Origin of the sequence: uncultured Bradyrhizobium sp. (assembly GCF_947648125.1) — a bacterium.
GTDB lineage: Bacteria > Pseudomonadota > Alphaproteobacteria > Rhizobiales > Xanthobacteraceae > Bradyrhizobium.
Window position 1 is genome coordinate 128,056 of the sequence record NZ_CANSMR010000011.1, and the last position, 22,221, is coordinate 150,276.

The following is a 22,221-nucleotide window of genomic DNA, read 5'->3' on the forward strand; positions in this document are numbered from 1 at the left end:
ACGTGAAACAGACGGGGCCCGCTACTTCCCGACGCAGAACTCGCGGAAGATGACGTCCAAGATGTCTTCGATATCGACCCGGCCGAGCAAACGGCCGAGTGAGGTGGTCGCCCTGCGAAGTTCCTCGGCGGCAAGTTCCTCGCCCTGCCCGACCACGTCGATGCTGCGCCGAAGAGATTCGACGGTCTCCTCAAGCAACCCGCGCTGCCGTGTCCGGCTGATCAGACCGCCCTCGCTGGTCGCGAAATAGTCGTGAGCGAAACCGACCAGCGCGGCAATCAACTCGGAGAGGCCGTCACCGCGGGCCGCCGAGATCCTGAATTCGGGGTGGCTGCCTCCCTCGCCCGGCGGGGTCCTCACCAGGTCGATCTTGTTCCGGACCAGCCAGGTTGGCGTCGAGCCAGCATGTCCCACCTTGGCGCCGCCGCTGTCGGCCAGCCACAGCACGAGATCGGCTTCAGCCGCGCGGGCACGGGCACGGCGGACCCCCTCCTGCTCCACCGGGTCGTCGGTCTCGCGGATTCCGGCGGTGTCGATGACCGTGACGGGATAGCCGTCGAGGTCGAGCTGCACTTCGATCACGTCGCGCGTGGTGCCCGCATGCGGCGAGACGATCGCGACCTCGCGCCTGGCAAGCTGATTGATCAGGGTCGATTTGCCGACATTCGGTGGACCCGCGATCGCGACCACCAAGCCATCGCGCAGACGTTCGCTTTGCCCCTGCCCCGCAAGCATTTGCTTGATCTCGTCATGCAGCGCCCGAATCCGCTCGAGCGCCGGCGCGATCAACTCCGCCGGCACATCGCCCTCATCGGAGAAATCGATGCCGGCCTCGATCAGCGCTGACGCTGCGATGATTCGCTCGCGCCAGTCGCGTGCGCGATCGCCGAGCAACCCCTTGAGCTGTCGCAGCGCCTGGCGCCGTTGGCGATCGGTGTCGGCGTGGATCAGATCGTCGAGGCCTTCGGCTTCGGTCAGGTCGAGCTTGCCGTTCTCGAATGCCCGCCGGGTGAACTCACCGGGCTCGGCCGGCCGCACATTCTCGAACGCCGCGATGGCATCGAACATCGCCGACAACACCGCGCGTCCGCCATGGACATGAAATTCGGCCACGTCCTCGCCGGTTGCGCTGGCCGGGCCCGGGAACCACAACACGACCGCATCATCGATCGGTTGGTGGTTCGAATCGTGGAGCAGCGCGCGGGTCGCCATTCGCGGCACCGGGATCTTGCCCGTCAGTCCAGCAATGACCGACTCGGCCATTGGGCCGGACAGCCTGACGATGGCGATCGCGCTCGGCGGCCGCCCGGAGGATAATGCGAATATGGTCTGGTCGCGCGGATGCATTGCCTATTTCTTCCAGCAAACCGGCAAAGGCAATGCCGCTTCAGTTTCGCACGCCCTGCCGTAATATGCTGCACTGCAGCACAACCGAGATTCGTTATGGCGACTGCGCAGCATTTTGCCGCGGCTCAGCCTGTCTGGTCACAACCAATAGGCTACAAATGTTAATTATATCAGATAGTTATATGAATATTCAGTGCGCCGAACCAATTCGATTCATGCTGCGCCTTGCTGCAGCAAATCCGCAGCATGAAAAAAGGCGCCCCGTTTGTGCGGAGCGCCCTATTCTTTCCGGCCGTGGCCTCAGGTGTTCATGGAATCGAAGAATTCCGAATTGCTCTTCGTGTTCCGGAGCTTGTCGAGCAGGAAGTCGATCGCGTCCATGGTGCCCATCGGATTGAGGATGCGGCGCAGGACGTACATCTTCTTCAGCACCTGCGGATCGGTGATGAGCTCCTCCTTGCGGGTGCCGGAGCGGGCAATATCGATCGCCGGGAAGGTCCGCTTGTCCGAGACCTTGCGGTCGAGGATCAGTTCGGAGTTACCGGTGCCCTTGAACTCTTCGAAGATGACTTCGTCCATGCGGCTGCCGGTATCGACCAACGCGGTGGCGATGATGGTCAGCGAACCGCCCTCCTCGATGTTGCGCGCGGCACCGAAGAAGCGCTTCGGGCGCTGCAGGGCGTTGGCGTCGACACCGCCGGTCAGCACCTTGCCGGATGACGGCACCACGGTGTTGTAGGCGCGGCCGAGGCGCGTGATCGAATCGAGCAGGATCACGACATCGCGGCCGTGCTCGACGAGACGCTTGGCCTTCTCGATCACCATCTCGGCGACCTGGACGTGACGCACGGCGGGTTCGTCGAACGTCGACGACACCACCTCGCCCTTCACCGAACGCTGCATGTCCGTGACTTCTTCCGGACGCTCGTCGATCAGAAGCACGATCAGATAGCAGTCAGGATGATTGGCGGTGATGGAGTGCGCGATGTTCTGCATCAGCACCGTCTTGCCGGTGCGCGGCGGCGCCACGATCAGCGCGCGCTGGCCCTTGCCGATCGGCGCGACGATATCGATCACGCGGGCAGAGAGATCCTTCTTGGTGGAATCCTCAAGCTCCATGCGGAAACGCTGATTGGGAAACAGCGGGGTGAGGTTGTCGAAATTGACCTTGTGCTTGGCCTTCTCGGGATCCTCGAAATTGAGCGTATTGACCTTCAGCAGCGCGAAGTAGCGTTCGCCTTCCTTCGGGCTGCGGATGTGTCCTTCGATGGTGTCGCCCGTGCGCAGGCCGAAGCGGCGGATCTGCGAGGGCGAGACGTAGATGTCGTCGGGGCCGGGCAGGTAGTTCGCGTCGGGCGAACGAAGGAAGCCGAAGCCGTCGGACAGCACCTCCACGACGCCCTCGCCGACAATGTCGGTCTCGGCGGCGGCGAGGTTTTTGAGAATTGCGAACATCAGCTCCTGCTTGCGCATGGTGCTGGCATTCTCGACCCCATTCTCTTCCGCGAACGAGACGAGCTCGGCGGGCGTTTTCGATTTGAGGTCCTGGAGTTTGATTTCCCGCATGGGGGTCGTCCTGTGAGGAAGTAAGTAGGGAAGGGGTGCGAGGTGGCTTGGAAAAAGCGGACGCCAAAGGAAGGTCCGCAGGTCTCAGCCAGGAAAGTGCCGTTTGGGCTTTCAAACCTGATGCGGCGCCGGCCCGAAAAGAACCGAAACGCGACCACATCCGCCTGCGTGGGGTGGGATAAACCCTATATAGAAAATCGATTCGTCCTTCGCAAGAAGGACTGAAGCATGCGTCTTGAGCATCGCGATGTCTAGAACGGCTTCACGACCACCATGATCACGATCAGGATCATCAGAAGCGTCGGCACCTCGTTGATAATGCGATAGAATTTCTGAGTGCGCTGATTCCGGTCGGCGGCGAAATCCTTTACGCAGCGGGACAAAAAGCCGTGGATACCCGACATGATGAGCACCAGCGTAAATTTGACGTGAAACCAGCCCGATAGGTACCAGTGTCCGGCCCAGACCAGATAAAGCCCGGCAAGCCAGGTCACGATCATCGCGGGGTTGATAATCGCCTTCAAAAGCCGCCGCTCCATGACCTTGAAGGTCTCGGACTGCTTCGAGCCGATCTCGGTCTCGCAATGATAGACGAACAGCCGCGGCAGATAGAGCATGCCCGCCATCCAGGAAATCACGGCAACGATGTGCAGGGCCTTGATCCAGTCATACAACATCGCGGTGATGCCTTTCAGGGAACAGCTCGGGCGGTCTCAGCGTTGCGAGCCGACTCTGCTTGCGAGGGACCGATACATATCCGCTCACACGGCTCTCCTAAACTTAATTAAGTTTAGAATCTAAGGTTTGAGTCTTAGTGGCGGTGAATTTGACTCATGCAATGCGATCCAGTCGTTCTTGCGGGCTTGTTCACATCCCTCAACATTTCGGCCTGCGAGTGCCGATATCCGGAATCTGTCGTTCAACTCAATCGGTTGCGGACCTCTGTGGCCAGCTTATGAAGAGACAAATCCACACCGGTTCACTATCATCCGTCCCATGACGTCGACTTATCCTTTTCGGCGGTGCTGTGAAGAAGGGGACGAGATATACAGGGGCCTGGCGGCGGACCCGGATTCTTCTCCTCGACCTCCACAGGGATTCACAGGATAGACAGGGGCTCCGGTGCCGACGACTTCCAATTATTTCCACCTGCATCTGGTGTCTGATTCGACCGGCGAGACGCTGATCACCGTGGCGCGCGCGGTCGCCGCGCAATACGCCAACGTGACCGCGGTCGAGCATGTCTATCCGCTGGTGCGGAGCCAAAAGCAGCTCGATCGCGTGCTCGACGAGATCGAGGAATCGCCCGGCATTGTGCTGTTCACGCTGCTCGAGAAGGATCTGGTCGGCCGGCTCGAGGGCAAGTGCAAGGAAATCAACGTGCCGAGCCTGTCGATCATCGGGCCGGTGATGCAGTTGTTCGAGGCGTATCTGGGTGCCGCGACGACCGGCCGTGTCGGCGCGCAGCATGTGCTCAACGCGGAATATTTCAGCCGGATCGACGCGCTGAACTACACGATGATCCATGACGACGGTCAGCATGTCGAAGGTCTCGAGGAGGCTGACGTCGTCCTGGTCGGCGTGTCCCGCACGTCGAAGACCCCGACCTCGATCTATCTCGCCAACCGCGGCATCCGCACCGCGAATGTGCCGCTGGTGCCGGGCATTCCGCTGCCGCACCAGCTCGAGAATCTGAAGAAGCCGTTGGTGGTCAGCCTGCATGCGACCCCGGAGCGCTTGATCCAGGTTCGGCAGAACCGCCTGCTCACGATGGGCGACCGCGACAACGACACCTATATCGACAAGCAGGCGGTGGCCGACGAAGTCGCGTTTGCGCGGCGCCTGAGTGCGAAATTCAACTGGGCATTGCTCGACGTGACGCGTCGCTCGATCGAGGAGACGGCGGCTGCGATCATGAAGCTCTATAACGACCGCCAGCGCGCACGGCCGTCGGAGTGACCACTGAATCATGAGCATCTGGCGCGACCCGCAGAAGCTGATCCTTGCCTCGCAAAGCCGTGCGCGAAGGATGTTGCTTGAAAACGCCGGCCTCGAGTTCGAGGCGCTGCCGGCCGATATCGATGAACGCGCGGTGCAGAAAAATTCCGGCCTTTCGGCACCGGGCGAGATCGCATCGCTCCTGGCGCGCGAAAAGGCGCTGTTCATATCGAGGCAGAGGCCGGGTCAATATGTCGTCGGCGCCGACCAGACCCTGGCGCTGGGACCGCGGATGCTCAGCAAGCCGGCCGGCCGTGCCCAGGCTGCGGAGCAGCTCGGCCTGCTCGCCGGACAGACGCACGCGCTGCACTCAGCCGTCTCGGTCGCGCGCGACGGGAAGGCTCTGTTCGACGATGTGAGCGTCGCCCGGATGACGATGCGGCGGCTTGCTGCCGATGAGATCGAAGCCTATCTCGACCAGGCCGGGGAGGCAGTGACGACTAGCGTCGGCGCCTACCAGCTCGAGGGTCTCGGCGTGCACCTGTTCGAGCGGATCGAAGGCGACCATTTCACCATCCTCGGCCTGCCGCTATTGTCGCTGCTCGCATTCCTGCGCCGCGAAAAACTGCTCGCGGTGTGAGGTGCCGAGACATGGCGACGGAGAGATGCTGAACCGATGTTGATGCGATGCTGATTCTTGGACTGACCGGCTCGATCGGGATGGGGAAATCCACCACGGCCAAACTGTTCATGGAGGCCGGCGTGCCGGTGTACGACGCCGATGCGGCCGTGCATCAGCTCTATGAGGGCGAAGCCGTGCCTGCGATCGAGGCTGCCTTTCCCGGCACCACTGCGAACGGCAAGGTCGACCGCGCAAAACTCTCGGCACGCGTGGTGCACGACCCTGCGGCGATGCGGCAGCTCGAGCAGATCGTGCATCCGATGCTTGGCGCGTCGCGCCAGAAGTTCTTTGCCGATGCAGAAGCTGCCCGCGCGCCGATCGTCGTCGTCGATGTGCCGCTGCTGTATGAGACCGGCGGCGAGAGGCGCGTCGATGCCGTCGTCGTCGTCACCACAACGACGGAACTACAGCGCGAGCGGGTGCTGGCGCGGGGCACCATGGATGCCGCCAAGCTCGACGCCATCATTGCCAAGCAGATGCCGGACGCCGAGAAGCGCAAGCGCGCGGATTTCATCGTGGATACCTCGCACGGACTTGACCCGGTGCGGGCGCGCATCCGCGACATTCTGGCCGAGGTTGCTAAGATGCCGGAGCGGCGAATCTGATTCGCGCCGCTTTTTCCGGATTCCCTCACGTCATGCGCGAAATCGTTCTCGATACCGAAACCACTGGCCTCGATCCGCTGCGCGGCGACCGGCTGGTCGAGATCGGCTGCGTCGAGATATTCAACCGCATGCCGACCGGGCAGACCTACCACGTCTACATCAATCCCGAACGCGACATGCCGGCGGAAGCGTTCGCCGTGCACGGGCTGTCGACTGAATTCCTGGCCTCCAAGCCGCTGTTCAATGAGGTGGTCGACGAGTTCCTGGCCTTCATCGGCGATACGCCGCTGGTGATCCACAACGCATCGTTCGACATCAGCTTCATCAATGCCGAGCTCGACCGCATCAAGCGGAAGGCCATTCCGAAGGACCGGCTGGTCGATACGCTGCTGCTGGCGCGCCGCAAGCATCCAGGCGTGTCGAACCGGCTCGACGATCTCTGCTCGCGCTATCAGATCGACAATTCCCGTCGCACCAAGCACGGCGCCTTGCTCGACGCCGAGCTGCTGGCCGAGGTCTATATCGACCTGATCGGGGCGCGGCAGTCGCAGCTCATCCTGGCGTCGGAAAATTCGGATGCGCGCAGCGGAAGCTACGGCGATACGCCGCGGCGGCAGCGCGAGACGGCGCTGGTTGCGCGGGTCAGCGACGCGGATCGCGAAGCCCACCGGGCGTTCGTCGCGACGCTCGGCGACAAGCCGATCTGGAACGACTATTTGCCGCCGCCAGCGCCTGCTGCAGCACCGGCGGCTTGATTCACGATTGCAGTGTTTCCGCCGTCATCCCCGCGCAAAGGCTTTGCCTTTGTCGCTGGAGGAGCCGCGAAGCGGCGTCTCGAAGGATGAACGGCCCGGCCGGTGGCCCGTCGATCCTTCGAGACGCGCGGACCCGTTGGCGCTCCGCAGGATGACGGGGTTAGGCTTCGGAGCTCTAACTCAGCTCGGCTTGACGCCGGAGGCTGCCTGGGCGGCTGCCTGCCGCTCCATGTTCTGGCGGTAGAGACCGACGAAATCGACGGGGTCGAGCAGCAGGGGCGGGAAGCCGCCGTCGCGGACCGAGGTCGCGACGATCTCGCGCGCGAACGGGAACAGCAGCCGCGGGCACTCGATCATGACCAGCGGGTGCAAATTCTCCTTCGGCACGTTCACGATCCGGAAGACGCCGGCATAGGCGAGGTCGAAGCTGAACATCACCTTGCCGGCCGACTCGGCCTTGCCCTCGATCGAGAGGATCACCTCGTACTCGTTCTCCGACAGGTTGTTGGCGGAGACGTTGATCTGGATGTTGATCGCCGGCTGCTGCTGTTGTTGACCGAGCGAGGCCGGCGCATTCGGGTTCTCGAACGACAGGTCCTTGGTGTACTGCGCCAGCACGTTGAGCTGGGGAGCGGGCTGTTCGACGGGGGCGCCGTTGCCATTGGTCATGAAAATGTCTCCTGGAGCGGCGCTCGGGACTGGATGTCCGACGGCACGCGTTAAGGTTTGGAAATGCCGATGCCGGCGAGTGGCTATCATAGGCCCGGCTCGGTCCACAAGGACGACGAGCGCGTGCGTTGCGGCGGGCCTGCGGCCAAATCTCCGGCAACGGGACAGCGAGCGCAACTTCGCCCAATCCCTTAACAGCTTCCTAAATTATTGAAGATACGCGATTTCCCGGAAGGAACGGGTTTCCCCCCCGGGTCAAAACGCGCTACACTTGCCCGTGCCAAAAAGCGCCATTGGCCGGGCATAGTTTCGTGCCTACATGCTGCGGACTCAATCGGTGATGTAATCTCTGCCGTTCCCGACCGGGAACGCTTTGATGCCCGGCCCGTTGCCGGCAGAGACCAGAAAGCGAATTCGACGTGGATATCTACACCATCATCTTCCTGGCGCTGGCCGTATTTATCTTCCTGCGCCTGCGGAGCGTCCTCGGACAGCGCACGGGAAGCGAGCGGCCGCCGTATGATCGTGCAGCACCCAACGTCCTGCAGCGCGGCCAGGACAACAACGTCGTGCCGATCCCGGGATCGGTGATCGATCAGCCGGCCCCGGCCGCGCCCGCCGAACCTGTCGAGCCGACGGAACGCTGGAAGGGCATCGCCGAGCCCGGCACGCCACTGGCGCAGGGTCTCGACGCGGTTGTCGCTCAGGATTCCTCGTTCGATCCGCGGCATTTCCTCTCAGGCGCCCGCTCGGCCTATGAAATGATCGTGCTGGCCTTCGCTAACGGCGATCGCCGCGCGCTGCGCGACCTGCTGTCGGCCGAGGTCTATGAGAGCTTCGAGGCCGCGATCAAGGATCGCGAGAAGCACGAGCAGAAGACCGAGACGCGGTTCGTGTCGATCGACAAGGCCGAGATCGTCAGCGCGGAGACGCGCGATCGCTCGACCCAGCTCACCGTCCGTTTCGTGTCGCAGATGATTTCGGTCACGCGCGACAAGGCGGGAACCATCGTCGACGGCAGCCCGGACAAGGTCGCCGACATCACCGACATCTGGACATTCGCCCGCGACTCGACTTCCCGCGATCCGAATTGGAAGCTGGTTGGAACTGGAAGCGCTCACTAAACATCTTAGCTACGGGCGCCTCGCGATCGCGTGCTGTGCGCTCGCGGTTGTGTGCTCCACCGCGGCGATCGCCGCGCGCTACAGGTCGAGCCGGCACGCTCCGCCGCGACACGAGCAGTCCCACCCGATCCCCTATCCAAATCTGGAATTGCCGCTGCAGGTCAGCGGCAGCCAGTACGAGCCGCTCGCCTGGGCCAATGTCTCCGGCTGGAGCGACGACGATCATCTCGCGGCCTACAACGCGTTTCGCACCAGCTGCAAGCCGATCGCGGCCCAGCAGGGGGCGCCAACGGAATCGAAGGCGCTCGGCAGCTCGCTGCGCGATCCCTGCCGGATCGCCAAGGGGCTCGACCTCGCCAGTGGCGCCAAGGGGAATGACAAAGCGAAGGAATTCTTCGAGCAGAATTTTGTGCCGCTGCGGATCTCGCGGCTCGGCGAGGATGCCGGCTTCGTCACCGGCTATTACGAGCCGGTGCTGGACGGCTCGCGGACCCAGACCGACGTCTACAATGTTCCGGTCTATCGCCGGCCGTCCAACCTGTTCGTGCGCGGCAAGACGCAAGCGTCCGTCGGCCTGCCCAACAGCGGCCCCGTGTATCGCAAGATCGGCCGGCGCAAGCTCGTGCCCTATTACGACCGCGGCCAGATCGAGGACGGTGCGATCGCCGGCCGCGGGCTGGAGATCGCCTGGCTGAAGAGCCAGACCGATCTGTTATTCGCGCAGATCCAGGGCTCGGCGCGGATCAAGTTCGAGGACGGCACCACGCTGCGCATCAATTACGACGCGCATAATGGCTATCCCTATACGCCGGTCGGGCGCGTCCTGATCGACCGCGGCATCATCCCGAAGGATCAGATGTCGATGCAGAAGATCAGGGAGTGGATGGAGCAGAACCCGGACGGCGCCAAGGAGCTGCGGCGGCAGAACCGCGCCTACGTGTTCTTCCGCGAGGTGCCGCTGTCCGACAAGGACGAGGCGGTCGGCGCGCAGGGCGTGCCGCTGACGCCGGGTCGCTCGATCGCGGTCGACAAGGCGCTGCATGTCTACGGCACACCGTTCTTCATCGCCGGCGAGCTGCCGATCGAATCCGAGCAATCCAAGACCCCGTTCCACCGGCTGATGATCGCGCAGGATACGGGATCGGCGATCGTCGGCCCGGCGCGCGCCGATCTCTATTTCGGCGCCGGCGCGGACGCCGGAAAGGTCTCGGGCCGGCTCCGGCACAATATGCAGTTCGTGATGCTGGTGCCGAAGGGTCTCGATCCCGTGGCGCGCGGCCACAAGCTGCCGATCCCTGACGAGCGGCCGTCGGCCAAAATCGCGAAGCTGTTTCCGCAGACCGATCCGCCGAAAGACAAGCCGGCCGCGAAGTCCGCGGATGTGCCGACTGCGACCGTCGCCAGAGCTAGGAGCAAGGATGCGGCCAACAGCGCCGCCAAGAGCGCGGCCGCGAAGGATGCCGCGCCCGCTACTCCTCCGGCAACAACCCCTGTCGCGGAGGCCGCACCTGTGGCAGAACCGGTGCCGTTGCCGGTCGCCCGGCCCGACATTCCGCAACCGGAGAAGCGGCGCACTCGGCGCTATCGCCATCACCGCGATCAATGAAACGACCCGTGCCGATCCCCGACCTGTCCGCTCCGTCGCGGCGCAAGCGCGCGCTGAGCGAGGAGGAGCGTGCGCTCTGGGAGAGCGTCGCCAAGCAGGTCAAGCCGCTGCGCAAGAAGCCGGCTGCACCGAAGGCCCACGCCGCAGCCGCTGACGCGGCCACGCATCACGCCGGGGCCAAACCCATTCCGGTCAAGCCGGTGACGTCGGTCAAGGCCGCGCCGGCGCCGCGTCCGCACGTGCCACCGCTGGCGCCGATCGGCCGCCGCGAACGCGCCAAGCTGTCGCGCGGCCGGCAGGAGATCGATGCGCGGCTCGATCTGCACGGCATGACGCAGATCCGCGCGCATCGCAGGCTGTTCGCCTTCCTACAACGCGCGCACAGCGACGGGCTCACCTTCGTGCTCGTCATCACCGGCAAGGGCAAGGTCGGCGGGCTGGAGTCCGAACGCGGCGTGCTGCGCCGGCAGGTGCCGGAATGGCTCAGCCTGCCGGAATTCCGCCCGCTGGTCGTCGGCTTCGAGGAGGCGCATATCGGCCATGGCGGCGAGGGCGCGCTCTATGTGCGGGTCCGGCGCGCGCGCTGAGCCTAAAAGGGTCTGACGATCCCGACGCGGGGAATCAGCGTAACGATCCAGCCTAATATCGTCGTCTTGCGATCGTCTGACGGGATCGGCGGCACGTCCTTCGACGCCGGCAGCATCTTCACGGCATGCAGCATCAGGAACATGCAAACCGCCCAGTTCGAGATCCAGCGCGAATAGTCGAACACGGTCACGAACATCACGAAATAGCCGGCGCTGATCATGATGAGCGCGGCGAACACGATCCGCCGATGCAGCTCATTCGCGAGCGCGCCGATCAGCCGCGCGAAATAGCGCCACAGCGGCACGTGCAGCCAGATCAGCAGCGCGAACACCGGGACGCCCAGGATGTTCGAGGGCATCCGCGCCCAGGTGTCGGCGAACTCCTTCGATAGCGGCTGATACCAGATGTAGCCGAACTGAAGCAGGTCGGTCCGCGACGGATCGGCCATCCGGCTTTGCAGGTGACGGATGAACTCGTCATAGGGCACCTCCACCGTGCCGGCGAACTGCGCGACCAGGAACAGGATGCCGACGGCGGCGAGCGCCACAAGGCCGATGGCGATGCTACGCGGCGTCACGCGTTGCATCAGATAGAAGCGCAGCACCACGATCGCCGCGATGGTCGGAACATACATCAGGACGAAGATGTGATGGACCAGGATCAGCAGGATCGAGAACAGCGCCGCGATCAGCACATAGACGACCGAGCGCGCCGGGATCAGCAGCAGCGCGATCGTCAGCGCACAGCCATAGATGTCGAAATGGCCGAGCGTGTGCATGAAATTCTTCAGGAAGAACGGCGATCCCGCGATGAAAACGAACAGCGGCCAATGCGCATCGTCGAAGCCGAATGTCCGCCGGAACAGTTTGACGAAGAGCCCGAGCGTCACCAGCCAGATCGTGCCGGCCAGCGCGAACACCAGCCACACCGGCACCCTGTCGGTGAACAGCGACACGATCGCGCCGATCAGCGCGCGCTTGGTGAAGCCGTAGTGATAGTCGACCAGGAGATGGATGTAGGGGACGAAGGGCGGCAGCGCGATCTTGTGCAGGAACACCCCGACCAGCACGGCCGCATTGACGGCCAGCATCAAGCGCCAGGGGTTTTCCCAGACTCGCAGATTCATCGATCGCCCACTCTCGTCGTCCCGGGCAAGCGAAGCGCGACCCGGGACCCATAACCACCGAAGGCAGTATTTAGAAGGAATGTCGTCCCGAGTCTTGGTTACTGCGGGCTGCGGGGGTTATGGGCCCCGGCCTTCGCCGGGGCGACGATGGCTGTACCGCCTACAAAATAAACCGGCTCAGATCGGCGTTCTTGGCGAGGTCGCCAACATGCTTGGTCACGTAGTCGGCGTCGACCTGGATGGTCTCGCCGTGACGATCGGGCGCGGTGAAGGATATCTCGTCCAGCACCCGCTCCATCACGGTCTGCAGCCGCCTTGCGCCGATATTCTCGACCGTGGAATTGACCGCGACCGCGACATCGGCCAGCGCGTCGATCGCACTGTCGGTGACCTCGAGCGTGACGCCCTCGGTCTTCAGCAGCGCGACATACTGCTTGATCAGCGACGCTTCCGGCTCCGTCAGGATCCGGCGCATGTCGTCGCGGGACAGCGCCTGCAATTCGACGCGGATCGGCAGGCGGCCCTGCAGTTCGGGCAGGAGGTCCGACGGCTTGGCGATATGGAAGGCGCCCGAGGCGATGAACAGGATGTGGTCGGTCTTGACCGCGCCGTGCTTGGTCGAGACCGTGGTGCCCTCGATCAGCGGCAGCAGGTCGCGCTGCACGCCCTCGCGCGAGACGTCGCCGCCGGCGCGGTTCTCGCGCACGCAGATCTTGTCGATCTCGTCGAGGAAGACGATGCCGTTGTTCTCGACGGCGTTGATCGCCTCCTGCACCAGCTGGTCGGTGTCGAGCAGCTTGTCGGATTCTTCGTTGACGAGGATCTCGTGCGAGCCTTCCACCGTCAGGCGGCGGGTCTTGCTGCGTCCGCCCATCTTGCCGAAGATGTCGCCGAGCGAGATCGCGCCCATCTGGGCGCCGGGCATGCCGGGGATTTCGAACATCGGCATGCCGCTGCCGGACGACTGCGTCTCGATCTCGATTTCCTTGTCGTTGAGCTCGCCGGCGCGCAGCTTCTTGCGGAACGACTCCCGCGTCGCCGGGCTCGATGCGGGGCCGACCAGCGCATCCAGCACGCGCTCCTCGGCGGCGAGCTGGGCACGGGCCTGGACGTCCTTGCGCTTGCGCTCGCGGGTCTGCGAAATCGCCACCTCGACGAGGTCGCGAACGATCTGCTCGACGTCGCGGCCGACATAGCCGACCTCGGTGAACTTGGTGGCTTCGACCTTGAGGAACGGCGCGCCCGCAAGCTTGGCCAGCCGCCGCGCGATCTCGGTCTTGCCGACGCCGGTCGGCCCGATCATCAGGATGTTCTTGGGCAGAACCTCCTCGCGCAGGGAACCGGCAAGCTGCAGCCGCCGCCAGCGGTTGCGCAGCGCGATCGACACCGCGCGCTTGGCGTCGGTCTGGCCGACGATGAAACGATCAAGTTCAGAAACGATTTCGCGGGGGGAGAAGTCGGTCATTGGCTCTAGCTAGGTTGAAAGAACTGTCTCGGCAAGCGCCGTTCCGCGCCTGCGACGTTAGCTCATTGTTTGAGCATGATCTTTTTGGGAAGACCGCTTCGCACTTTTCCGGATCATGCTCTGGGGTCATTTGTCTCGCGCCATCAGCAGTGCAGGACCATCGGGCGTATCGACCATTCCGACCTTCCAGAAGCCTGCCTTTCATAGGCGCGCACGGCACGCGCATTGGCGGGATCGGGATCGGTGACGATGCGGGACGCGCCTTGTGCCAGCCGGTCGTCGACAAAGGCACGGATCAGCGCCGAGCCGTGGCCACCTGCCATCATGTCGGGCTCGCCGATGAAGAGATCGATGCCGCGGGTGCCGTCCGGTTGCTTGCCGAAACCGGAATTCCACGCCGTCAGGTCGTAGCACTGGAGGTAGCCGAAATCATTGCCCTCGGCGGCAACGATGAATTGGTCCACCGCAGGCTCCTCGAGGTCGCCGCTGACGAGCGCATATTGCTCGGCCGGATCGCCCCACCACTCCCGGACATGCGGCAACGCCAGCCACCGCTTGATCCGCGGCAGGTCGGCCGTCGTCATCGGGCGGAAACGATAGGGGCCGGCCATGCTCAGCCGCCGATCGTCTCGATCGTCACGTTCCGGTTGGTGTAGACGCAGATATCGGCAGCGATATCCAGCGCGCGACGAACGATGGTCTCGGCGTCCTTGTCGGTATCGACCAGCGCGCGGGCCGCCGCGAGGGCGTAGTTGCCGCCGGATCCGATCGCCATGACCCCGGATTCGGGCTCAAGCACGTCGCCGGTGCCGGTCAGCACCAGGGAAACGTCCTTGTCGGCCACGATCATCATGGCCTCCAGCCGGCGCAGATAACGGTCGGTCCGCCAGTCCTTGGCGAGCTCGACGGCGGCCCGGGTCAGTTGCCCCGGATATTGCTCCAGCTTGCTTTCCAGCCGCTCGAACAGGGTGAAGGCATCGGCGGTGGCGCCGGCAAAGCCGCCGATCACGTCGCCCTTGCCGATCCGCCGGACCTTCTTGGCATTGGCCTTGATCACGGTCTGGCCGATCGAGACCTGGCCGTCGCCGCCGATCACCACCTTGCCGCCCTTGCGGACCGTGCAGATCGTGGTGCCATGCCAGACCGGCAGCTCATTTTGGGGTGCTTGCATAGGTTACCTCTCTTCCGGGCAGATTTAGGCGGTCAGGCAGGGGGTTACAATCGGGGGGATTTCGCAAGGATTTCCGGTCACCATGGCCCGAAGTTGGGCGTTTCGGGGTCATCCCGCAGTAGCGAAGGTGACATCAGCCTGTTAAAAGACCGGCGTTTTCGGCACGGGAAAGCTTAATCTTCATGCGCACGGCAACCATCAAGCGCAAGACCAAGGAGACCGACATCGAGGTGACGGTCAACCTCGACGGAGCAGGCGTATCCACGGTTTCGACCGGGATCGGCTTCTTCGACCATATGCTCGACCTCCTGGCCCGGCATTCGCGCATCGACATCACGGTGAAGGCGGATGGCGATCTCCATGTCGATTACCACCACACCACCGAAGACGTCGGAATCGCGCTCGGGCAGGCCGTGAAGCAGGCGCTCGGCAACATGGCCGGCATCACCCGCTACGCCTCGATCCACATGCCGATGGACGAGACGCTGTCGCGCGTCGTGATCGACATTTCCGGCCGACCGGTGCTCGTGTTCAAGGTCGGGTTCCCGCGCGATAAGATCGGCGAGTTCGACACCGAGCTGGTGCGCGAATGGTTCAACGCCTTCGCGATGAACGCCGGCGTGACTCTCCACGTCGAGACCCTATATGGCGAGAACAGCCATCATATCTCCGAATCCTGTTTCAAGGGTTTGGCGAGGGCGCTCCGGACCGCGGTTGCGATCGATCCGCGTGCCCAGGGCGAAGTGCCCTCGACAAAGGGTCAGCTCGGCGGCTGACCCCGGGAGCATGATCCGGACACGGTGGCACCGGTTTTCCCGGAGATCATGCGGTAAGTAAAAGTCCATCCTCGGCGGAGCGTTCGATGCCGGTCTATACAGTGCATGCCCCCGTGGCCAACGGCGCCGATCTCGCGGCGGCCGACAAGTTCGTCTTCGTGCGCGACGGCTTCCATTTCTGGGCCGCGGTCGCCGGCGTGATCTGGCTGGCCTGGCATCGGCTCTGGCTCGCGCTGATCGGCTGGCTGGTGCTGACCTTCGCGATCGATTTTGCGCTGGCCAAGCTCGGCATCGGCCGCGGCGCGATCCTCCTCGTCGACCTGGTGTTGATGGTGCTGATCGGGCTGGAGGCCGCGACCTTGCAACGCTGGACGCTGTCGCGGCGCAAATGGCGCCAGCTCGACATCGTTGTGGCCGACAACGCGGACGCCGCTGAGCGCCGCTTCTTCGAGCGCTGGACCGCGCGGCACCGCGGCGTCTTCAACGACCAGCGGTCGGTCGACCGCGGCGGACCGCCCCCGACCCGGGACGTTCCCGGCCAGTCTTTCTCAAAACCCCCGCCGATGCCGCAGGGCGGCATCATCGGATTGTTTCCAGAGCCAGGAGGATCGCGATGACCGTTGCAATCATCGATTACGGCTCCGGCAATCTGCATTCGGCGGCGAAGGCCTTTGAGCGCGCCGCGCGCAGCATGGAGGATCCGCAAGCCATCAAGGTGACGCGCGATCCCGATGCGGTGTATCGCGCCGATCGGATCGTGCTGCCCGGTGTCGGCGCGTTCGCCGATTGCCGCCGCGGCGTCGATGCGGTCGACGGCATGTTGGAAGCGCTCACCGAGGCAGTGCGGGTCAAGGCGCGGCCGTTCTTCGGCATCTGCGTCGGCATGCAGCTGATGGCGACGCGCGGCAAGGAGCACGTCATCACCGAGGGCTTCAACTGGATCGGCGGCGATGTCGTCAAGATCGAGCCGCGCGACGAGAGCCTGAAGGTCCCGCATATGGGCTGGAATACGCTCGATATGGTGCGCGAGCATCCGGTGCTGGAGCGGCTGCCGCTCGGGCCGAAGGGGCGCCACGCCTATTTCGTGCACTCCTATCATCTCAACGCCGCCAATGAGGCGGACGTGCTGGCGCGCGCCGACTATGGCGGGCCGGTGACCGCGATCGTCGGCAAGGACACCGCGATCGGCACCCAGTTTCACCCCGAGAAGAGCCAGCGCTTCGGCCTCGCTCTGATCTCCAATTTCTTGAAGTGGAAGCCGTGATGGCCGCTCCCCTTGTTACCTCCCCCCTTGTGGGGGAGGTCGAATGCGAAGCATTCGGGAGGGGCGTAAGCCCCGAGCACCGTGTCTGCGGCTACCCCCCACCCCAACCCTCCCCCACAAGGGGGGAGGGAGCAGGCAACAGAGCATGATTCTTTTTCCAGCGGTTGATCTGAAGAACGGCCAGTGCGTGCGCCTGGAGCAGGGCGACATGGCGCGCGCCACCGTGTTCAATCTCGATCCGGCGGCGCAGGCGCGAAGCTTCGCCGCGCAGGGCTTCGAATATCTCCACGTCGTCGATCTCGACGGTGCCTTCGCCGGCAAGCCGATGAATGCGCATGCGGTGGAGGCGATGTTGAAGGCCGTCACCATGCCGGTGCAGCTCGGCGGCGGCATCCGCGACCTCAAGACCATCGAGGCTTGGCTCGACAAGGGCATCACGCGCGTCATCATAGGCACAGCCGCGGTGCGCGATCCTGAACTGGTGAAGGGCGCGGCGAAGAAGTTCCCCGGCCGCGTCGCGGTGGGCCTCGATGCGCGCGACGGCAAGGTTGCGGTCGAGGGCTGGGCCGAGACCTCGCATGTGACTGTGCTCGAAATCGCGCAGCGCTTCGAGGACGCCGGCGTTGCCGCGATCATCTTCACCGACATCGCCCGCGATGGCCTGCTCAAGGGCCTCAACCTCGATGCCACGATCGCCCTCGCGGACCGCATCTCCATTCCGGTGATCGCCTCCGGCGGCTTTGCCTCGATCGACGACGTCAAGGCGCTGCTGGAGCCGCGTGCCAAAAAGCTCGCCGGCGCCATCGTCGGCCGCGCGCTCTACGACGGACGGCTTGATTCGGCCGCCGCGCTCAAGCTGATCCGCAGCGCGGCTTAGGAGACAGAGACATGTTCAAGGTTCGCGTGATCCCCTGTCTCGACGTCAAGGACGGGCGCGTGGTCAAGGGCGTCAACTTCGTCGACCTGCGCGACGCCGGCGATCCGGTCGAGGCCGCGATCGCCTATGACGCCGCCGGCGCCGACGAGCTCACCTTCCTCGACATCACCGCTACCCACGAGAACCGCGGCATCATGCTGGATGTGGTGCGGCGGACGGCGGAGGCCTGCTTCATGCCGCTGACCGTGGGCGGCGGCGTCCGCACCGTCGACGACATCAAGACCCTGCTGCGGTCCGGCGCCGACAAGGTCTCGATCAATTCAGCGGCGGTCAGCCGTCGTGAGTTCGTCAAGGAAGCGGCTGAGAAGTACGGCGAGCAATGCATCGTGGTCGCGATCGACGCCAAGCGGGTCAAGCGCGCCGGCGGCTCGGACCGCTGGGAGATCTTCACCCATGGTGGGCGTAATGCCACCGGGATCGACGCCATCGAATATGCCCAGGAGGTCGTCGCGCTCGGCGCCGGCGAGATCCTGCTGACCTCGATGGACCGGGACGGCACGAGGCAGGGCTTTGATCTGCCGCTGACCCGGGCGATCGCGGACAGTGTTCCCGTACCGGTCATCGCGTCCGGTGGCGTCGGCAATCTCGATCACCTGGTCGATGGCGTCCGCGAGGGTCATGCCACCGGCGTGCTGGCCGCTTCGATCTTCCACTTCGGGGAATTTACCATCCGCCAGGCCAAGGATCACATGGTGCGCGCCGGCCTGCCGATGCGCCTCGATCCTTGATCCCAGCCTGGCGCGTGGTCTGGGACTCCTTGTCACAAAAATGCTAAGTCCCCACCTAGGGGATGGCACCTTGCCGGTGCCGGTGCGCATGCTTGAGTTGAGTTGATGTCGCGTTTCACGGTTCACGATTTGGCTGCCACCATCGACGCCCGTGCTGCAACGGGCGGCGAGGCGTCCTATACCCGCAAGCTGCTCGACAAGGGCGCGGAGCATTGCGCCAAGAAATTGGGCGAGGAGGCGGTCGAGACCGTGATCGCTGCGGTCGGGAATGACCGCGATCATCTCATCGCTGAAAGTGCTGATCTCGTGTTTCACTTGCTGGTTCTGTTGAAATCACGTGGCGTGAAGCTGGAGGATGTCGAGGCCGCGCTGGAGAAGCGCACCTCGATGTCGGGATTGGAAGAGAAGGCGGCGCGCAAGCGCGACTAGCGCACATGATCGAGCGCATTGAGAGGGGCGGCCTCATGGACATCCGGGCACCAGATCAGCAATACAACCCCTATCGTACCTTCACGCGCCAGCAATGGTCGCATCTGCGCGACGATACGCCGATGACGCTCGAGCCGGGCGAGTTCGACCGCCTGCGTTCGATGCACGACCGCCTCGATTTGCAGGAGGTCGAGGACATCTACCTGCCGCTGTCGCGATTGCTGTCGATCTATGTCGATGCGACCCAGCGGCTGTATTATTCGCAGCGCCAATTCCTCAACATCCGCGACCGCAAGATGCCCTATATCGTCGGCGTCGCCGGATCGGTCGCGGTCGGCAAGTCGACCACGGCCCGCGTGCTGCAGGCGCTGCTGGCGCGCTGGTCGCCGCGGCCGAAGGTCGATCTGATCACGACCGACGGTTTCCTGTTTCCGAATGCCGTGCTCGAGCGGCAGGGCATCATGCAGAAGAAGGGCTTTCCCGAGAGCTACGACCTGCCGACGCTGCTGGCGTTCCTCAGCGACATCAAGGCGGGACGGCGGCGCGTGCGTGCGCCGGTCTACTCGCATCTGACCTACGACATCGTGCCGAACAAATGGGTCGAGATCGACCAGCCGGACATCCTGATCGTCGAGGGCGTCAACGTGCTGCAGACCGGGCGGCTGCCGCGCGACGGCAAGGCGGTGCCGTTCGTCTCCGACTTCTTCGATTTCTCGGTCTATATCGACGCCGACGAGTCCGCGCTGCGCCAGTGGTACGTCAAGCGCTTCCTGGCGCTGCGCGACACCGCGTTCACCGATCCCAGGTCCTACTTCCACCGCTATGCCCTGCTGTCGGACGAGGAAGCGACAGCAACCGCGATCGCGATCTGGGAACGCACCAACCTCGCCAATCTCGAGGACAACATCCTGCCGACCCGCCCGCGCGCGACGCTGATCCTGAAGAAGGGCGCCGACCACGTGGTGCAGACGGTCGCGCTGCGCCGGCTGTAGTCGTTGTTCGGTTAAGTCGGTCACTTCCACAGCTGTCGTCCCCGCGAACGCGGGACCCATAACCACAGGTGCCCGTCACTTGCAGGGCTGTGGCCGCAGCGGGATACAAATCAAGCTCGGTGGTTATGGGTCCCTGCTTTCGCAGGGACGACACGGAGTTTGGGACTGCTACGCCGCGATATGCCGCGCGGCGGCGAGGCCCGCGAGCGCTTCCTCGAGCTTCTCGCGATCGAGTGGCTTGATCAGGAAGCCATCCATGCCGGCTTCGAAGCAGGCATAACGATCCTCCACCAGCGTGTTGGCGGTTAGCGCCAGGATCGGGGTCCGACGGATGGACTGGCCGGCCAGCCCGCCGGACTCTTGGGCGCGGATCTGCTTGGTGGTCTCGATGCCGTTGAGGCGCGGCATCTGGATGTCCATCAACACGAGATCGTAGGGCGTGCCGGCCGACGTCGCCGAGAGCCAGGATTCCATCGCCTGCTCGCCATTGGTGGTGATGACGACGCTGTGGCCGAGCCGGGCGAGCAGCGAGCGCATCAGGAGCGCGTTGATCTCATTGTCTTCCGCAACCAGGATCGAGAGCCCCTTGTGCGATGGCGCGGCCGCCGGCGCGGTGGGCGCGGACTCGGCGACCGTCTCGATTGCGAGGTTTGACATCACGAGGCTTGGGGCTGCGATTTCAGGTGATGCGGTCAGGCGAGCGGCGAGCGACGACGCGCGCAGCGGCTTGACCAGATAGCCGGTGAACACGGCTGCCTCGGAGGCCGAAAGCTCCTGCCGCGTCGCCGGCGTGACCATCACGATGCGATGGGTTGCGTGGATGCGGGCCGCGTTGGCGAACGCCTCCATCGCTGGCGCGCCGAGCGCGTGATCGATCAGGACCGCGTGCCAGCTCCGCTCCGGCAGCAATGCCTCGGCGACATTGGGGTCCGACACGATGCAGGTCTGCGCGCCCCAGCGCTGCAGCCGCCGCGAGATCAGCGAGGCCTCGATGCTGTGCGGCGCAACCAGCATGATCGATTGGCCGGCGAGATCCGGCGCCGTGAAGCCATTGGCCTCGCCGGTGTCGGCGGCGGCGAGCGGGATCGAGACCTCGAAGGTCGAGCCCGCGCCCGGCGTGCTTGCAAGCGAGATCCGGCCGCCCATTCGCTTGACGATGCGGTCGCTGATCGAGAGGCCGAGGCCGGTGCCGCCATAGCTGCGCGCGATGCGGTCGTCGGCCTGCTCGAACTCCCGGAAGATGCGCTGCTGCGCTTCCGGTGCGATGCCGATACCGGTGTCGCGAACCAGGAAGCTGATCTCGTTCGGCCAGATGCCGGGCTCGACGATCAGCGCGACGCCGCCGGTCGCGGTGAACTTGATGGCGTTGCCGGCGAGATTGAGCAGCACCTGACGCAGCCGTGCGGCGTCGCCGGTCACCTGCATCGGCAGCCGTTCATCGACATAGGCGGCGATCTCGATGCCTTTGGCCTGCGCGCGCGGCGCCAGCAGCTCGGTGATCTCCTCGATCAGGCCGGACAGCGCAAAGGCGCGGTGTTCGAGATCGATCTTGCCGGCTTCGATCTTGGAATAGTCGAGCAGCTCCTCGATCAGCGCGAGAAGCGCGTCGCCGGATGTCTTGACCGCCTTGACGTAGGTGGTCTGCTCCGGCGTCAGCTGGGTGTCCATCAACAGTCCGCTCATGCCGATGATGCCGTTCAGCGGCGTGCGGATCTCGTGGCTCGCCATCGCGAGGAAGCGCGACTTGGCGCGGTTGGCGGCATCTGCCTGATCGCGCGCTTCGGCCAGCGCGCGCTCGCTTTCGGTGCGGTCGGTGACGTCGCGGCCGACGCTCTGCATCTCCGCCGGCGCGCCGGCATCGTTGCGCACGAGGCCCTCGCGCCAGGCGATCCAGCGCGGCCCGTGCGGTCCGTCGATCTTCTGGTCGTAGACCCGCGTGCCGTTGGATTCGAGCGCGGTGTCGCCCTGCTCGAGCACCTTGAGGGTGGCGGTGCTGCCGATCAATTCGCCGCGGGAAATCTGTGCCAGCTCGCAATAGGCGTCGTTGGCATAGGTAATGAGGCCGTCGAGGTCGCGCAGCACGATCAAATCGTCCTGCGCCTCGAACAGGGTAGAGGCGCGCTGTTCGGCTTCCTGCAGTTCCCAGTTGCGGTCGGCCATCGCTTCATTGTGCATGGCGATGGTGCGCAGGCGTCTCCGCATCAGCCGCAGGCGGATGCCGAGCGTCACGATCCAGAGGCAGGCGAGCGCGAACAGGAAACTGACGCCGATCGCGAATGTATTGGGATCGTAGCCGCTCTGTTGCGAGAGGGCGCCGGAAATGAACCCGAAGGCGCCGCCGAACGCGACGGAAAAGATCGTGAAGGAACGGACGATCGCCGCGAGCCAGGAATGGCGCCGCAGGAAGCGGCGAAGGCGTAACTTGATCCGGAAGAAACGCCCCATCAATGGTG

At 64.3% G+C, this 22,221-nt stretch carries 22 protein-coding genes and 1 pseudogene; 14 read left to right on the top strand and 9 right to left on the bottom strand.

Annotated elements, in window-relative coordinates:
- Window positions 1-21: 21 nt before the first annotated feature.
- The 3 genes from mnmE to hemJ form a co-directional block, all read right to left on the bottom strand.
- Window positions 22-1,347 carry a tRNA uridine-5-carboxymethylaminomethyl(34) synthesis GTPase MnmE gene (gene mnmE, locus Q0030_RS20710; RefSeq protein WP_298371094.1) on the bottom strand — a complete coding sequence of 442 codons (1,326 nt, stop codon included), beginning with the start codon at window positions 1,345-1,347 and terminating at the stop codon, window positions 22-24.
- A 300-nt stretch (window positions 1,348-1,647) separates the two neighbouring features.
- A complete protein-coding gene (gene rho / locus Q0030_RS20715) occupies window positions 1,648-2,913 on the bottom strand; it encodes a transcription termination factor Rho (protein ID WP_028341998.1) in 1,266 nt (421 codons plus the stop codon).
- Window positions 2,914-3,164: 251 nt separating this feature from the next.
- On the bottom strand, window positions 3,165-3,587 hold the full coding sequence (gene hemJ, locus Q0030_RS20720) for a protoporphyrinogen oxidase HemJ (protein ID WP_298371383.1): 423 nt from the start codon (window positions 3,585-3,587) through the stop codon (window positions 3,165-3,167).
- A gap of 448 nt (window positions 3,588-4,035) precedes the next feature.
- On the opposite strand from hemJ, the gene Q0030_RS20725 reads away from it, so the two are divergent.
- From Q0030_RS20725 to dnaQ, 4 genes are read left to right on the top strand one after another with little or no spacing between them, the layout of a single operon-like run.
- Window positions 4,036-4,872: a pyruvate, water dikinase regulatory protein gene (locus tag Q0030_RS20725; protein WP_298371105.1), complete on the top strand. Its 837-nt coding sequence runs from the start codon at window positions 4,036-4,038 to the stop codon at window positions 4,870-4,872.
- A 10-nt stretch (window positions 4,873-4,882) separates the two neighbouring features.
- Window positions 4,883-5,491, top strand: coding sequence for a Maf family protein (locus Q0030_RS20730; protein WP_298371108.1), 609 nt, complete (start codon window positions 4,883-4,885; stop codon window positions 5,489-5,491).
- A gap of 47 nt (window positions 5,492-5,538) precedes the next feature.
- Window positions 5,539-6,138, top strand: a complete 600-nt coding sequence (gene coaE / locus Q0030_RS20735) for a dephospho-CoA kinase (RefSeq protein ID WP_298371110.1) — start codon at window positions 5,539-5,541, stop codon at window positions 6,136-6,138.
- Window positions 6,139-6,170: 32 nt separating this feature from the next.
- Window positions 6,171-6,893 carry a DNA polymerase III subunit epsilon gene (gene dnaQ, locus Q0030_RS20740; protein ID WP_092121030.1) on the top strand — a complete coding sequence of 241 codons (723 nt, stop codon included), beginning with the start codon at window positions 6,171-6,173 and terminating at the stop codon, window positions 6,891-6,893.
- A 180-nt stretch (window positions 6,894-7,073) separates the two neighbouring features.
- Here dnaQ and secB read toward each other — a convergent pair whose 3' ends face one another.
- Window positions 7,074-7,562, bottom strand: coding sequence for a protein-export chaperone SecB (gene secB / locus Q0030_RS20745; protein WP_298371116.1), 489 nt, complete (start codon window positions 7,560-7,562; stop codon window positions 7,074-7,076).
- A gap of 419 nt (window positions 7,563-7,981) precedes the next feature.
- On the opposite strand from secB, the gene Q0030_RS20750 reads away from it, so the two are divergent.
- Genes Q0030_RS20750 through Q0030_RS20760 form a run of 3 tightly spaced genes read left to right on the top strand, consistent with a single transcriptional unit; the run spans window position 7,982 to window position 10,879 of the window.
- Window positions 7,982-8,686: a Tim44/TimA family putative adaptor protein gene (locus tag Q0030_RS20750; RefSeq protein WP_092121026.1), complete on the top strand. Its 705-nt coding sequence runs from the start codon at window positions 7,982-7,984 to the stop codon at window positions 8,684-8,686.
- The gene (locus Q0030_RS20755; protein ID WP_298371121.1) at window positions 8,664-10,292 is read left to right on the top strand and encodes an MltA domain-containing protein; all 1,629 of its coding nucleotides are present in this window, start codon (window positions 8,664-8,666) and stop codon (window positions 10,290-10,292) included. Before Q0030_RS20750 ends, Q0030_RS20755 begins: the two co-directional genes overlap by 23 nt.
- Entirely contained in the window at window positions 10,289-10,879 is a 591-nt protein-coding gene (locus tag Q0030_RS20760; RefSeq protein ID WP_298371124.1) for a Smr/MutS family protein, read from the top strand. Before Q0030_RS20755 ends, Q0030_RS20760 begins: the two co-directional genes overlap by 4 nt.
- A 2-nt stretch (window positions 10,880-10,881) precedes the next feature.
- Here the strand turns inward: Q0030_RS20760 and Q0030_RS20765 are convergent, their stop codons facing one another.
- From Q0030_RS20765 to hslV, 4 genes and pseudogenes are all read right to left on the bottom strand, one after another.
- Window positions 10,882-12,006, bottom strand: a complete 1,125-nt coding sequence (locus tag Q0030_RS20765) for a hypothetical protein (protein WP_298371127.1) — start codon at window positions 12,004-12,006, stop codon at window positions 10,882-10,884.
- Window positions 12,007-12,166: 160 nt separating this feature from the next.
- Window positions 12,167-13,471 (bottom strand): ATP-dependent protease ATPase subunit HslU, encoded by a 1,305-nt coding sequence (gene hslU, locus Q0030_RS20770; protein ID WP_298371129.1) that lies wholly within the window; start codon window positions 13,469-13,471, stop codon window positions 12,167-12,169.
- A gap of 126 nt (window positions 13,472-13,597) precedes the next feature.
- Window positions 13,598-14,082: pseudogene (locus Q0030_RS20775) on the bottom strand (GNAT family N-acetyltransferase).
- A 2-nt stretch (window positions 14,083-14,084) separates the two neighbouring features.
- A complete protein-coding gene (gene hslV / locus Q0030_RS20780) occupies window positions 14,085-14,642 on the bottom strand; it encodes an ATP-dependent protease subunit HslV (RefSeq protein ID WP_298371132.1) in 558 nt (185 codons plus the stop codon).
- A 182-nt stretch (window positions 14,643-14,824) separates the two neighbouring features.
- On the opposite strand from hslV, the gene hisB reads away from it, so the two are divergent.
- The 7 genes from hisB (at window position 14,825) to coaA (ending at window position 19,768) form a co-directional block, all read left to right on the top strand.
- Complete coding sequence (hisB, locus tag Q0030_RS20785; RefSeq protein WP_298371135.1) at window positions 14,825-15,418, top strand: imidazoleglycerol-phosphate dehydratase HisB; 594 nt, start codon at window positions 14,825-14,827, stop codon at window positions 15,416-15,418.
- An 86-nt stretch (window positions 15,419-15,504) separates the two neighbouring features.
- Entirely contained in the window at window positions 15,505-16,035 is a 531-nt protein-coding gene (locus Q0030_RS20790; RefSeq protein ID WP_298371137.1) for a DUF2628 domain-containing protein, read from the top strand.
- Window positions 16,032-16,682: an imidazole glycerol phosphate synthase subunit HisH gene (hisH, locus tag Q0030_RS20795; protein ID WP_050425351.1), complete on the top strand. Its 651-nt coding sequence runs from the start codon at window positions 16,032-16,034 to the stop codon at window positions 16,680-16,682. Before Q0030_RS20790 ends, hisH begins: the two co-directional genes overlap by 4 nt.
- 145 nt (window positions 16,683-16,827) lie before the next feature.
- Complete coding sequence (hisA, locus tag Q0030_RS20800; protein WP_298371143.1) at window positions 16,828-17,559, top strand: 1-(5-phosphoribosyl)-5-[(5-phosphoribosylamino)methylideneamino]imidazole-4-carboxamide isomerase; 732 nt, start codon at window positions 16,828-16,830, stop codon at window positions 17,557-17,559.
- A gap of 11 nt (window positions 17,560-17,570) precedes the next feature.
- On the top strand, window positions 17,571-18,347 hold the full coding sequence (gene hisF / locus Q0030_RS20805) for an imidazole glycerol phosphate synthase subunit HisF (protein WP_028335794.1): 777 nt from the start codon (window positions 17,571-17,573) through the stop codon (window positions 18,345-18,347).
- A gap of 105 nt (window positions 18,348-18,452) precedes the next feature.
- Window positions 18,453-18,776, top strand: a complete 324-nt coding sequence (locus tag Q0030_RS20810; RefSeq protein ID WP_092120999.1) for a phosphoribosyl-ATP diphosphatase — start codon at window positions 18,453-18,455, stop codon at window positions 18,774-18,776.
- A gap of 35 nt (window positions 18,777-18,811) precedes the next feature.
- Complete coding sequence (gene coaA, locus Q0030_RS20815) at window positions 18,812-19,768, top strand: type I pantothenate kinase (RefSeq protein WP_298371384.1); 957 nt, start codon at window positions 18,812-18,814, stop codon at window positions 19,766-19,768.
- 168 nt (window positions 19,769-19,936) lie between these two features.
- Here the strand turns inward: coaA and Q0030_RS20820 are convergent, their stop codons facing one another.
- Complete coding sequence (locus Q0030_RS20820) at window positions 19,937-22,213, bottom strand: ATP-binding protein (protein WP_298371147.1); 2,277 nt, start codon at window positions 22,211-22,213, stop codon at window positions 19,937-19,939.
- Between the last annotated feature and the right edge of the window lie 8 nt (window positions 22,214-22,221).

What these genes read in the sequence shown, in the direction of transcription:
- mnmE (WP_298371094.1), bottom strand. Translation starts at nt 1,347, where the DNA reads ATGCATCCGCGCGACCAGACCATATTCGCATTATCCTCCGGGCGGCCG.
- rho (WP_028341998.1), bottom strand. Translation starts at nt 2,913, where the DNA reads ATGCGGGAAATCAAACTCCAGGACCTCAAATCGAAAACGCCCGCCGAG.
- Q0030_RS20730 (WP_298371108.1), top strand. Translation starts at nt 4,883, where the DNA reads ATGAGCATCTGGCGCGACCCGCAGAAGCTGATCCTTGCCTCGCAAAGC.
- coaE (WP_298371110.1), top strand. Translation starts at nt 5,539, where the DNA reads ATGCTGATTCTTGGACTGACCGGCTCGATCGGGATGGGGAAATCCACC.
- dnaQ (WP_092121030.1), top strand. Translation starts at nt 6,171, where the DNA reads ATGCGCGAAATCGTTCTCGATACCGAAACCACTGGCCTCGATCCGCTG.
- secB (WP_298371116.1), bottom strand. Translation starts at nt 7,562, where the DNA reads ATGACCAATGGCAACGGCGCCCCCGTCGAACAGCCCGCTCCCCAGCTC.
- Q0030_RS20760 (WP_298371124.1), top strand. Translation starts at nt 10,289, where the DNA reads ATGAAACGACCCGTGCCGATCCCCGACCTGTCCGCTCCGTCGCGGCGC.
- Q0030_RS20765 (WP_298371127.1), bottom strand. Translation starts at nt 12,006, where the DNA reads ATGAATCTGCGAGTCTGGGAAAACCCCTGGCGCTTGATGCTGGCCGTC.
- hslU (WP_298371129.1), bottom strand. Translation starts at nt 13,471, where the DNA reads ATGACCGACTTCTCCCCCCGCGAAATCGTTTCTGAACTTGATCGTTTC.
- hslV (WP_298371132.1), bottom strand. Translation starts at nt 14,642, where the DNA reads ATGCAAGCACCCCAAAATGAGCTGCCGGTCTGGCATGGCACCACGATC.
- hisB (WP_298371135.1), top strand. Translation starts at nt 14,825, where the DNA reads ATGCGCACGGCAACCATCAAGCGCAAGACCAAGGAGACCGACATCGAG.
- Q0030_RS20790 (WP_298371137.1), top strand. Translation starts at nt 15,505, where the DNA reads ATGCCGGTCTATACAGTGCATGCCCCCGTGGCCAACGGCGCCGATCTC.
- hisH (WP_050425351.1), top strand. Translation starts at nt 16,032, where the DNA reads ATGACCGTTGCAATCATCGATTACGGCTCCGGCAATCTGCATTCGGCG.
- hisA (WP_298371143.1), top strand. Translation starts at nt 16,828, where the DNA reads ATGATTCTTTTTCCAGCGGTTGATCTGAAGAACGGCCAGTGCGTGCGC.
- hisF (WP_028335794.1), top strand. Translation starts at nt 17,571, where the DNA reads ATGTTCAAGGTTCGCGTGATCCCCTGTCTCGACGTCAAGGACGGGCGC.
- Q0030_RS20810 (WP_092120999.1), top strand. Translation starts at nt 18,453, where the DNA reads ATGTCGCGTTTCACGGTTCACGATTTGGCTGCCACCATCGACGCCCGT.
- coaA (WP_298371384.1), top strand. Translation starts at nt 18,812, where the DNA reads ATGGACATCCGGGCACCAGATCAGCAATACAACCCCTATCGTACCTTC.
- Q0030_RS20820 (WP_298371147.1), bottom strand. Translation starts at nt 22,213, where the DNA reads ATGGGGCGTTTCTTCCGGATCAAGTTACGCCTTCGCCGCTTCCTGCGG.